At 70.6% G+C, this 11,126-nt stretch carries 10 protein-coding genes; all 10 read right to left on the bottom strand.

Annotation, left to right across the window (positions count from 1 at the left end; all coding sequences use genetic code 11):
• Positions 1-3,756, bottom strand: a 3,756-nt coding sequence (locus tag B0W88_RS25320) for a response regulator (RefSeq protein ID WP_144006958.1), incomplete at its 3' end; no start/stop codon positions are given.
• Positions 3,753-4,868: a two-component system response regulator gene (locus B0W88_RS25315; RefSeq protein WP_077037379.1), complete on the bottom strand. Its 1,116-nt coding sequence runs from the start codon at positions 4,866-4,868 to the stop codon at positions 3,753-3,755. The genes B0W88_RS25320 and B0W88_RS25315, both read right to left, overlap by 4 nt.
• 78 nt (positions 4,869-4,946) lie before the next feature.
• Positions 4,947-5,399 carry a dUTP diphosphatase gene (gene dut / locus B0W88_RS25310; protein WP_077037378.1) on the bottom strand — a complete coding sequence of 151 codons (453 nt, stop codon included), beginning with the start codon at positions 5,397-5,399 and terminating at the stop codon, positions 4,947-4,949.
• Positions 5,396-6,619 (bottom strand): bifunctional phosphopantothenoylcysteine decarboxylase/phosphopantothenate--cysteine ligase CoaBC, encoded by a 1,224-nt coding sequence (gene coaBC / locus B0W88_RS25305; protein WP_077037377.1) that lies wholly within the window; start codon positions 6,617-6,619, stop codon positions 5,396-5,398. Before coaBC ends, dut begins: the two co-directional genes overlap by 4 nt.
• Complete coding sequence (gene trmB, locus B0W88_RS25300; protein WP_077037376.1) at positions 6,616-7,332, bottom strand: tRNA (guanosine(46)-N7)-methyltransferase TrmB; 717 nt, start codon at positions 7,330-7,332, stop codon at positions 6,616-6,618. Before trmB ends, coaBC begins: the two co-directional genes overlap by 4 nt.
• Before the next feature lies 1 nt (position 7,333).
• Positions 7,334-8,089, bottom strand: coding sequence for a deoxyribose-phosphate aldolase (gene deoC / locus B0W88_RS25295; protein WP_083749060.1), 756 nt, complete (start codon positions 8,087-8,089; stop codon positions 7,334-7,336).
• A gap of 5 nt (positions 8,090-8,094) precedes the next feature.
• The gene (locus B0W88_RS25290) at positions 8,095-8,943 is read right to left on the bottom strand and encodes a purine-nucleoside phosphorylase (RefSeq protein ID WP_077037374.1); all 849 of its coding nucleotides are present in this window, start codon (positions 8,941-8,943) and stop codon (positions 8,095-8,097) included.
• Positions 8,943-9,353 (bottom strand): cytidine deaminase, encoded by a 411-nt coding sequence (gene cdd / locus B0W88_RS25285; protein ID WP_077037373.1) that lies wholly within the window; start codon positions 9,351-9,353, stop codon positions 8,943-8,945. The genes B0W88_RS25290 and cdd overlap by 1 nt, the downstream gene beginning before the upstream one ends.
• Before the next feature lie 4 nt (positions 9,354-9,357).
• The gene (locus B0W88_RS25280; RefSeq protein WP_077037372.1) at positions 9,358-10,320 is read right to left on the bottom strand and encodes an ABC transporter permease; all 963 of its coding nucleotides are present in this window, start codon (positions 10,318-10,320) and stop codon (positions 9,358-9,360) included.
• Positions 10,320-11,126, bottom strand: an 807-nt coding sequence (locus tag B0W88_RS25275) for an ABC transporter permease (RefSeq protein ID WP_077037371.1), incomplete at its 5' end; no start/stop codon positions are given. The genes B0W88_RS25280 and B0W88_RS25275, both read right to left, overlap by 1 nt.

The raw sequence follows: 11,126 nt of genomic DNA, 5'->3' as shown, positions 1-11,126 counted from the left end.
CCCCGCCATCACCGGCGCAAGCACCAGCAGCAGAGCCTCCAGCGGCTCCTCCAGCGCCGCAGCGGAGGCGCCACCGAGGCAGGCCGCTTCCAGCCGCCCCGCGGCCGCCTCGACCTCCAGCGCCCCGATATTCCCCGCCGTGCCCTTGAGCGTGTGCGCCAGGCGCTGCGCGGCCTGCGGGTCGGCGTCGCGCCGGGCCTCGGCGAAGCGTTCGGCGAAGCCCTGCTGGCCCGCGTGGAACTTGCCCAGCAGCCGCCTGTAGAGCTCGACCTTGCCCAGCGTGCGGGCCAGGCCCCGGGCCGTGTCGATGCCAGGCAGCGGCGGGATCACGGCCGTGGGCGTACCGCCGTCCTCCAGCGGCATGGCCGATGAATGGCCCACGCGCGGCTTCACCCACTTCGCGATCGTGGCGAACATCGCCGCCACGTTCAGCGGCTTGGCGATGTGGTCGACCATGCCCGAGGCCAGCGCCTTCTCGCGGTCGCCGGCCATCGCGTTGGCGGTCATCGCGAGGATGGGCACGCCGTCCCACGCGGGGTTCTCGCGGATGTGGCGCGAGGCCGTGTAGCCGTCCATCACCGGCATCTGGCAATCCATCAGGATCGCGTCGAAGCCGCGCGTATCGCTGCCCAGCACGTCGAGCGCCTGCTGGCCGTTCATCGCGGTCGCCACCTCGATGCCCGCGCCGCCCAGCAGGTCCAGCGCCAGCTCCTGGTTGAGGTCGTTGTCCTCCACCAGCAGCAGCCGCGTGCCGGCCAGGTGGGCCACCGCCTGCAGCTGGTCGACGGCCTTCTCCGAGGCGCGGGTCTCGACGAGGCGGGTCTTGTGCAGCGCCTCGGCCACCGACTCCAGCAGCGTGGACGAGGTGACCGGCTTGGTCAGCACCTTGATCGGGCCGATGTGCTCGTCCCGGCTGGCGCTGAGCGCCTCGTCGCGGCCGTAGGCGGTGACCAGGATCACATTGGGCTGCTGCCGGCCCTGGTGGTCCTGGCGCAGGTGGCGGATGGCCTCCACGCCGTCCATCTCGGGCATCTTCCAGTCCATCAGCACGACGTCGTAGCCCTGCTCCTGCGCCAGCGCCGCGCCCACCATGCGCAGCGCCTCGGCGCCGCTGCCGGCGGCATCGACCTGCAGGCCGAAGCTGCCGGCCATCGTCGCCAGGATCTCGCGGGCGGTGGCGTTGTCGTCGACGACCAGCAGCCGCGTGCCCTCCAGCTCGTCGGTGCTGTACATGCGCCGCGGCCGCGGCCTGGTCTGCAGGCCGAAGCGGGCATGGAAGTGGAAGGCCGAGCCCTTGCCGGGCTCGCTCTGCACCCAGATGCGTCCCTGCATCAGCTCCACCAGGCTCTTGGAGATGGCCAGGCCGAGGCCGGTGCCACCGTACTTGCGGGTGGTGGATTCATCCGCCTGGCTGAAGCTCTGGAACATGCGGCTGCACTGCTCGGGCGTCATGCCGATGCCGGAGTCGCGCACCCAGAAGTGCAGCTCCACGGCCTCGGCCGTCTCCTCGATCACCTCGGCGCCGACGACCACCTCGCCCTTGTCGGTGAACTTGACCGCGTTGTTGCCCAGGTTCACCAGCACCTGGCCCAGGCGCAGCGGGTCGCCGCGCAGCGCGGTGGGCACTTCGTCGGACATGTCGAAGAGCAGCTCCAGCCCCTTGTCGTCGGCCTTCATGCCGACCAGGTTGGCCAAGTTGTCCATCACGTCCTCAAGCCGGAAGTCCACCGTCTCCATGGACATCTTGCCGGCCTCGATCTTCGAGAAGTCGAGGATGTCGTTGATGATGCCGACCAGGTTCTCGCCCGAGCGGTGGACCTTCTCGATGTAGTTGCGCTGCTTCTTGTCGAGATCGGTCTTCAGCGCCAGGTGCGACATGCCGATGATCGCGTTCATCGGCGTGCGGATCTCGTGGCTCATGTTGGCCAGGAAGCTGCTCTTGGCCTTGGTGGCCTCCTCGGCCGCGTCCTTGGCCTTGCGCAGCTCCTGCTCGGCGATGCGGCGCTCGGTGATGTCGCGCACCGAGATGCAGACGCTCTCGCCGTGCCCGCCCAGCGAGGGCAGGCAGGACAGGCCCACCTCGATGTCGAAGCGGCTGCTGTCGCGGCGCAGGCCCTGCAGCTCGACGGCGCCGCCGCAGGCGCGCAGCGCCACCATGCCGCCGATCGAATCGAGCGGCACCAGCCGCTCCAGCGGCTGCTCGTCCAGCTCGCCGGGGGCGTAGCCGAACAGCGTCAGCACCCGGGCGTTGTTCATCGTGATGCGGTTCTGTTCGTCGACGACCAGCAGCCCGTCCGGCGCCGATTCGATGATGCCGCGGTACCAGCCCTCCGTCGCCTGCACGGCCGCCTTCTGCGCCTCCAGCTCGCCGGCCTGCTGGGCCAGCACGCCGGCCTGCGCGCCCAGGGTCTCGGCCTGGCTCTGCGTCTCTTCGAGCAGCGCCTTCGAGCGGGCCGCGCGCTCAAGGATCTCGAGGTTGGTCCCCAGCACCGGCATCAGGCCGTCCAGCAGGCCCTGCTCGCGCGCGCCGAAGTCCTCGAAGGTGGCCACCTCCAGCACGCCCAGCAGCCGCTCAGCCAGCAGCAGCGGGAACACCGCCACCGCCCGCGGCGCCGCCTCGCCGGTGCCGGACACGATGCGCGGATAGTCCGGCGGCACCTCGGCCAGCAGCAGCGGGCGGCGCTCCACCGCACACTGCCCGACCAGGCCCTGCCCCATCTCGAAGCGCCGCTCCAGCCCCTTGCGGTCGCGGTGGGCGAAGGTGCCCAGCAACAGCAGCTCGCCATGCTCCTCGTCGTGGATGTACAGCGCCCCGTGGCCGATGCTGGCCACCTGCGACAAGTGGTTGAAGAAGGTCCTGGACAGCTCCACCCGGTTGCCGGCCATCTGCAGCGCATTCGAGATCTGCGCCAGGTGGGCCTTCTGCCAGCGCTCGCTCTCCATCTGCTGGGCCACGCGCTGCAGCACCTGCACCGCGCGCGCCACCTCGCCGACCTCGTTGGCATAGTCCTGGTGCGGCACCTCCACGCCCAGCTGCCCCTGGGCCAGTTCCTCCACCGCATTGCGCACCCGCAGGTTGGGGTTGCGGATCGACGCGGCCACCATCCACGACACCAGGCCGCTGGCCACCAGCCCGCCCACGAGCAGCAGCAGCGTGCGGTTGCGCGCGGTGTCCACCAGCTCCAGCGCGGCCTCCATGTTCTCGTGCGCCGCGGCCGCGCGGGACTGCACCACGTCCTCCATGCGGTCGCGCACGCGGTCGCCGGCCGACTGGAATTCGCGCGAGGCCACGAAGGCGCGAGCCTGCATCAGCTCGCCGCGCATCAGCATGGCCAGGGCCAGGTCGACATTGGTCTTGTAGACCGCGTGGGCGTCCTCGAAGCGCGAGAGCCGCTCCTGGTCGGCACTCTGCTGCACGCGCGGGCGCAGCTCGGTGACCGCGCGGCGCAGGCGGCTGTCCTGCTCCATCACGCGGCGGATGGCGATGTCGCGGTCCTCGGTGACCTCCGCGATCAGCGCCTGGCGCAGCTCCCGGCCCATGGTGATGTAGTCGGCCTGCGCGCTCTTGGCGTTGTACAGGCCCAGCAGGTCCTGGTCGTACAGGCGCTGGATCTGGCTCAGCAGCGCCCGCTGCGTCATCAGGTCGGCCGTGCCCAGCACCAGGGCCAGGCCCACCATCACCGCAAAGCCCAGCAGCAGCTTGGCGCGCAGCGTGCGGCGCTCCAGGGCCTGCAGCGCGAGCTTCATCATCGTCATGTGCCGTCGTGCTCGTCGGCGTAGTGCTGCGAGATCTCGCGGAAGCGATCGGCGATCTGCTCGAAGGCGTCGATGACCTCGGGGTCGAAATGCGTGCCGCGCCCCTCGACCATGATGCGCACGGCCGTCTCGTGCGCCATGCCTTCCTTGTAGACGCGCCGGCTGATCAGCGCGTCGTAGACGTCGGCCACCGCCATCAGCCGGGCCGCCAGCGGGATCGCGTCGCCCGCCAGGCCGTCGGGGTAGCCGCTGCCGTCCCACTTCTCCTGGTGCGAGTAGGCGATCTGCTTGGCCACCGTCAGGAAGTCCACCTGCAGGCCCAGCCGGTCCTCGGCCTGCTGGATCGCATCGCGGCCCAGGCGGCAATGGGTCTTCATCACCTCCATCTCGTGCGGCTCGAAGCGGCCCGGCTTGAGCAGCACGCCGTCGGGGATGCCGACCTTGCCGATGTCGTGCAGCGGGGCGGACTTGAACAGCGTGGCGATGAAGGTCTCGCTCAACGCAGCGGCGAAGCGCGGATGCGGGCGCAACTGCTCGGCCAGCGCCTTCACGTAGTGCTGGGTGCGGCGGATGTGGTTGCCGGTCTCGTTGTCGCGGGTCTCGGCCAGCGAGGCCATGGCCAGGATGGTCACGTCCTGGATCGCCGCCAGCTCGCGCGAGCGGCGCGCCACCTCGGTCTCCAGGAAGGCGTTCTGGTCGCGCAGGAAATCGGCAGCGGCCTTCAGCTGCAGGTGCGTCTGCACCCGCGCCAGCACGATCGGCGGGTTGACCGGCTTGGTGATGAAGTCCACCGCGCCCAGCGCCAGGCCCTGGGTCTCGTCCTCGGTGGCGCTCATCGCGGTCAGGAAGATCACCGGGATGTGGCGCAAGGCCGCGTCGGCCTTGAGCCTCTCGCAGACCTCGAAGCCGTTCATGCCCGGCATCATCACGTCGAGCAGGATCAGGTCGGCGGATTGCGCGTCGGCGGCGAACTGCAGCGCCTTGGGGCCGCTGTTGGCCAGCCGGACGCGATAGAGGTCCTTCAACAGCCCGGCCATCAAGGCCAGGTTGTCCGGCGTGTCGTCGACGACCAGCACCGTCTGCCGGCGCTGCCTGTCCAGGTCCTCATGCATGAAGCCCGCCTCCCCTTGCAGGTCAGCGTAACCGAATGAGGGGACAGCGGCAACCGGCCCGGGCGGCCGGCCGCGGGGTCAGTGCTTGCCTGTGGAGCCGAAGCCGCCCTCGCCGCGGGCCGAGGCGTCGAACTCCTCGACGCGGCGGAAGCTCGCCTGCACCACCGGCACCAGCATCAGCTGGGCGATGCGCTCCATCGGGTTGATGACGAAGCTCGTCTGGCCGCGGTTCCAGCAGGACACCATCAGCTGGCCCTGGTAGTCGGAGTCGATCAGGCCGACCAGGTTGCCCAGCACGATGCCGTGCTTGTGGCCCAGGCCCGAGCGCGGCAGGATCAGCGCGGCCAGGCCGGGGTCGCCGATGTGGATGGCCAGGCCGGTGGGGATCAGCGTGGTCTGGCCGGGCTCCAGCGTGATCGGCGCATCGAGGCAGGCGCGCAGGTCCAGGCCGGCGCTGCCGGGGGTGGCGTATGCGGGGATCTGCTCGGCCATGCGGGCATCGAGCACTTTCAGGTCTACGGTGTGGGTCATGGGGTCGTGGTCGGGGTCATGCGGGCGGCGATCTCGCTCACGAGTTCGCGCGCCAGGCTGAGCTTGTCGTTGCGGGGCAGTTCGCGCTCGCCGGCCTTGTCGACCAGCAGCAGCGTGTTGTCGTCCTGGCCGAAGGTGGCGGCGCCGATATTGCCGACGATCAGGTCGGCCCGCTTGCGTTCGAGCTTGTCGCGGGCGAACTTCGCCAGGTCCTGGCTCTCGGCCGCGAAGCCGACGCAGAAGGGGCGCGAGGCGGCCAGCTTGCCGACGGCGGCGAGGATGTCGGGGTTCTCGGTCAGCTCGAAGCCGGCCGGCGCGGCCTGCCCCGGCTGCTTCTTGATCTTGTGATCGGCGAGCTTCGCCGGGCGCCAGTCGGCCACCGCGGCGGTGGCGATGAAGACGTCCTGCTGGCCGGCGCGCGGCAGCACCGCGTCGAACATCTGCTGCGCGGTCTGCACGTCGATGCGGCGCACGCCGCGCGGCGTGGGCAGGTGCACCGGGCCGGCCACCAGCGTGACCTCGGCGCCGGCCTCGGCCGCGGCGCGGGCGACGGCGAAGCCCATCTTGCCGCTGGAGCGGTTGGTCAGGCCGCGCACCGGGTCGATCGGCTCGAAGGTCGGGCCGGCGGTGATCAGCACGCGCCTGCCGGCCAGGCGCTTGGGCTGGAAGAAGGCGATCAGTTCGTCGCGGATCTCGGCGGCCTCCAGCATGCGGCCGTCGCCGGTCTCGCCGCAGGCCTGGTCGCCGGTGCCGACGTTCAGCACGTGGGCGCCGTCGGCCGCGATCTGGCGCAGGTTGCGCTGGGTGGCCGGGTGGGCCCACATCTCGCGGTTCATCGCCGGCGCCACCAGCAGCGGGCAGCGCTCGATCGGGCGGGCCAGCGCGGTGAGGCTCAGCAGGTCGTCGGCCCGGCCCTGCGCCAGCTTGGCGATCAGGTCGGCGCTGGCCGGCGCGATCAGCATCGCGTCGGCCTCGCGGCTCATGTTGATGTGCGCCATGTTGTTGAACTCGGCGGCGTCCCACTGGCTGGTGCGCACCGGCCGGTTGGACAGCGCCTGCATCGTCACCGGCGTGATGAACTGCGTCGCCGCCTCGCTCATCACGACCTGCACGGTGGCGCCGTCCTTGACCAGCAGGCGCACCAGCTCGGCCGCCTTGTAGCAGGCGATGCCGCCGGAGAGGCCGAGGAGGATGTGTTTGCCTTCGAGTTGCAGGCTCATGCTCGTTTCCTGAAGACGAGATCCCAGACCCCGTGGCCCAGCTTGATCCCGCGGTTCTCGAACTTGGTCAGCGGCCGATAAGACGGTTTGTCGGCGTACCCGGCCGCGGTGTTCTCCAGCAGCGGCTCGGCGCCGAGCACCTCGAGCATCTGCTGGGCATAGGGCTCCCAGTCGGTGGCGCAGTGCAGGTAGCCGCCGGGCCGGATGTGCTTCACCAGCTTGGCCACGAACTCCGGCTGGATCAGCCGGCGCTTGTTGTGCTTCTTCTTGTGCCAGGGGTCGGGGAAGTAGATGTGCACGCCGGCCAGCGAGCCGGGCGCGATCATGTTCTCCAGCACCTCGACCGCGTCGTGCTGGAAGATGCGGATATTGCCGATCTGCTGCTCGTCGATCAGCTTCAGCAGCGCGCCGACGCCGGGCTCGTGCACCTCGCAGCCGATGAAGTCGTGGTCGGGCAGCGTCCTGGCGATCTGCGCGGTGGCGCCGCCCATGCCGAAGCCGATCTCGAACACGACCGGCGCCTCGCGGCCGAACACCGCCTTCGGGTCCAGGGTCTCGCCCGCCTTGTAGGGCAGCACGAAGCGCGGGCCCAGCTCGGCCAACGCGCGGATCTGGCCGGTCCCCATGCGGCCGGCTCGCACGACGAAGCTCTTGATGCCGCGGCGCGGCGCTTCGTTCGCCGGGGTCTCTTTTTCTACTTCTTTCTCATTCATTTCAATAACTGCCAGATTCGACGGTGCCGGCCTTGCCGCCGAGCACCGCCTCGATATCGTTCAACAGGCCGCTCGCGCCCAGGCGCAGGCGGCGGGGGTTCAGCGCCGCCTCGCCCAGCCAGGCCTCGGCCAGCTGCAGGTACTCGTGCGCCTCGGCCACGGTGCGGATGCCGCCGGAGGCCTTGAAGCCCGCGTGGCGCATGCCGCTGGCCTCGATGGTCTTGAGCATCAGCGCGGCGGCTTTCGGCGTGGCGCTGACGGGCGTCTTGCCGGTGCTGGTCTTGACGAAGTCCGCGCCGGCGGCGAGCGCCAGGCGGGTGGCCTCGGCGATCAGCTCGGGCGTCTTCAGCTCGCCGCTCTCGATGATCACCTTCAGCACCAGCGGGCGGCTGGCGTGGCGCACCTCGGACAGGAACTCGCGCACCTCGCTGGCCTGGCCGGCGATCAGCGCCTTCCAGGGCAGCACCACGTCCACCTCGTCACCACCGGCCTCGGCGATCAGGCCGATCTCGGCGACGGCGCGTGTCGGGTCCAGCGCGCCATCAGGGAAGTTGGCGACCGCCGCGACCTTGATCGTCGCCGGCAGCAGCGAGCGCGCCTGCGCGACGAAGCGCGGCCAGACGCAGACCGCCGCCACCGGGCCATGGGCCGTCTGCGCGCGCCTGCACAGGGCCTCGATGTCGGCCGGGGTGTCAGCCTCGTTGAGGCTGGTCAGGTCCAGGCAGGCCAGGGCCACGCTTGCGGCGTCGCGATGCATCGCGGTCAGCCCTTCAGCGACGCCAGGTCCGCCAGCCCGCCCACCACCGCGGCCAGGAAGCCCGCGGCCCGCTCGCCCGAGGCGGCCGCCTGCTGCAGCGTCAGCGCATGGGTCAGCGCCTCGTCGGACATGCCGGCGGCCATATTGGTCATCAGCGCGATGCCCAGCACGCGCAGGCCGGCGTGGCGGGCCAGGATGGTGTCGGGCACCGTGCTCATGCCCACCGCGTCGGCGCCCCAGGCGGCGAACATGCGGATCTCGGCCGGCGTCTCGAACTGCGGGCCCAGCGCCCAGACATAGACGCCTTCGCTGACCGTCATGCCGTTCTTCTCGGCGATCGCCTTGGCATGACGCCGAAGTTCAGCGTCATACGCCGCGCTCATGTCGACGAAGCGCTGGCTGCCCTGCTCGCCCACCAGCGGCGAGCGTTGCGGGGCGTTGATGTGGTCGCTGATCAGCATCAGCGAGCCGGGCGGGTTGTGGGTGCGCAGCGAGCCCGAGGCATTGGTCTGCACCAGCACCTTCACGCCCCAGCGCGCCAGCGTGCGCAGCGCGCCGGCCATGCCGGTGCAGTCGCCGCTCTCGTAAGTGTGGGCGCGGCCACGCAGCATCACCACCGCCTGCTGCCCGATGCGGCCGACGACGATCTCGCCGACATGGCCCTCCACCTTGGGCTGCGGGAAGGCCGGCAGCTCGGTGTAGGCCAGCGGCTGCGCCTCTTCCACCTGCTTGACGGCATCGGCCCAGCCGGAGCCGAGCACGACGGCGACTTCGGGCGCCTTGGCGCCGAAGCTGGCCTGGAGCTTCGCCAGGCTCGTGGCGATCTGCGGTTCGAGGGTCTTGTTGTCGATCATCACTTTTCCAGGTGTTCGGGGCCGAAGCTGTGCGGCAGCAGTTGGTCCAATGTCCATTCGGCGCGGATGCCGCCGGGGTCGGCCGCCAGCACCGCCAGGCCCGGCCCGGCGAATTCGCGCAGCTTCTGCCGGCAACCGCCGCAGGGCGTGATGACCTCCGGCCCGGGGCCGCTGACCAGCACCGCCAGCGCGCGCTTGCCGCCGGCCATCACCATCGCGCCCAGCGCGGTCGCTTCGGCGCACCAGCCTTGAGGATAGGCGGCATTCTCGATATTGGCGCCGGCATGGATTTTCCCCTGCTCGTCGAGGATGGCCGCGCCGACCGCATAGCCCGAGTATGGCGAATGCGAGCGGGCGCGGGCAGCGAGCGAAGCCGCGAGCAGGTCGCGGCGCTGTTCTTCGGTGAGCATGGCTCTATCGTTCCTTCACATAAGGCCGGCCGAGGGCCTTGGGCGCCCGCGCGCTGCCGATGAAGCCGGCCAGCAGCACCACCGTCAGCAGGTAGGGCAGCGCCTGGATCAGCTGCACCGGCACCTGGCCGATGCCGGGCACGGACACGCCCTGCAGCCGGATCGCCACCGCATCGAGAAAACCGAACAGCAGGCAGGCCGCCAGCGTCGGCAGCGGCTTCCACTTGCCGAAGATCATCGCCGCCAGCGCGATATAGCCGCGGCCCGCCGTCATGTTCGGGCTGAAGGCGGCATTCTGCGCCAGCACCAGGTAGCTGCCGGCCAGGCCGCAGAGCACCCCGTTCAGCAACAGGGCCGCATAACGCAGCGCCTGCACTGACACGCCGGCCGCATCCACCATCGCCGGGTTCTCGCCGACGGCGCGCAAGCGCAGGCCCGCGCGGGTCCGCTCCAGCAGGAACCAGATGCCGGCCACGCAGGCCAGCGCGAGATAGACCAGCACGTCATGGCTCAGCAGGCCATGGCCCAGCACCGAGGCGATCCAGTTGCCCGGCTCCGGCTCGGCGAAGGCGGCCACGCCCTTCAGGCGCACGGCCGCGTCGACCGGCGGCGTCTGCCCGCCCTGCGCGAACCAGGCGATGCCCAGCACCACCGTGAGGCCGGCGGCAACCATGTTCAGCGCGATGCCGGAGACGACCTGGTCGCCGCGGTGCGTGACGCAGGCGAAGCCGTGGACCAGCGAGAAGAGGCAGGCCACCAGGATGCCGGCGCCGAGGCCCAGCAGCGTCGAATGGCCCAGCGCCGCGGCACTGCCGCAGGCGAAGGCGGCGGCGAGCATCTTGCCTTCCAGGCCGATGTCGATGACGCCCGAGCGCTCGCTGACGAGGCCCGCCAGCGCGCAGAACAGCAGCGGCGTCGTGACGCGCAGCGTCGACGCGAGCACCGAGGCGATCAGGACTTCATCCATCACGCGCTCCTCCTCGCAAAGAGACGCGCGAACAGCGGCGCGCTGACCGTCGCCATCGCGCCGGCGAACAGCACGATCAGGCCCTGGGCCGTGACCACCATCTCGCGGCTGAAGCCCGGCATCTCGAAGGAAACCTCGACGCCGCCCTGGTACAGCACGCCGAACAGGATCGCCGCCAGCACGATGCCCACCGGGTGGTTGCGCCCCATCAGCGCCACCGCGATGCCGGTGAAGCCGGCGCCGGCCACGAAATCCAGCGTCAGTTTGCCCTGCACGCCGGAGATCTCGTTGACGCCCACCAGCCCGGCCAGCGCGCCGGACAGCGCCATCGCCACCAGCACCTGCCGACGCGGGTCGATGCCCGCATAGTGCGCGGCGCCCGGCGCGCTGCCCACCGCCCGTAACGCATAACCCGGACGGCTGCGCCAGAGGAACCACCAGACGAAGGCGCAGGCGGCAAAAGCCAGCAGCAGGCTCAGGTTCAGGGGCGAGGACGGCAGCTCGACGCCGAACCACTTCGCCGCCAGCTCGTGCAGCGCCGGCATGCGGGCCGAATCGGCGAACTGGTCGCTCTCCACCGCCATCGTGCCGGCCGGCCGCAGCCAGTTCACCAGCAGGTAGACGTTCAGCGTGGCGGCCAGGAAATTGAACATGATGGTCGTGATGACGATGTGGCTGCCGCGATAGGCCTGCAGCCAGGCCGGGATGGCGGCCCAGGCCATGCCACCCAGCGCCGCGGCGATCACGACCAGCGGCAGCATCAGCGCCGCCGGCAGGTGGGCGCCCAGCGCCAGCGCAGCCAGGCC

Origin of the sequence: Pelomonas sp. KK5, from assembly GCF_001984095.1 — a bacterium.
GTDB lineage: Bacteria > Pseudomonadota > Gammaproteobacteria > Burkholderiales > Burkholderiaceae_C > KK5.
The sequence above is the reverse complement of the archived record's forward strand: the minus strand, read 5'-3'. Positions and strand labels throughout refer to the sequence as shown.

What these genes read in the sequence shown, in the direction of transcription:
- B0W88_RS25315 (WP_077037379.1), bottom strand. Translation starts at nt 4,868, where the DNA reads ATGCATGAGGACCTGGACAGGCAGCGCCGGCAGACGGTGCTGGTCGTC.
- dut (WP_077037378.1), bottom strand. Translation starts at nt 5,399, where the DNA reads ATGACCCACACCGTAGACCTGAAAGTGCTCGATGCCCGCATGGCCGAG.
- coaBC (WP_077037377.1), bottom strand. Translation starts at nt 6,619, where the DNA reads ATGAGCCTGCAACTCGAAGGCAAACACATCCTCCTCGGCCTCTCCGGC.
- trmB (WP_077037376.1), bottom strand. Translation starts at nt 7,332, where the DNA reads ATGAATGAGAAAGAAGTAGAAAAAGAGACCCCGGCGAACGAAGCGCCG.
- deoC (WP_083749060.1), bottom strand. Translation starts at nt 8,089, where the DNA reads ATGCATCGCGACGCCGCAAGCGTGGCCCTGGCCTGCCTGGACCTGACC.
- B0W88_RS25290 (WP_077037374.1), bottom strand. Translation starts at nt 8,943, where the DNA reads ATGATCGACAACAAGACCCTCGAACCGCAGATCGCCACGAGCCTGGCG.
- cdd (WP_077037373.1), bottom strand. Translation starts at nt 9,353, where the DNA reads ATGCTCACCGAAGAACAGCGCCGCGACCTGCTCGCGGCTTCGCTCGCT.
- B0W88_RS25280 (WP_077037372.1), bottom strand. Translation starts at nt 10,320, where the DNA reads ATGGATGAAGTCCTGATCGCCTCGGTGCTCGCGTCGACGCTGCGCGTC.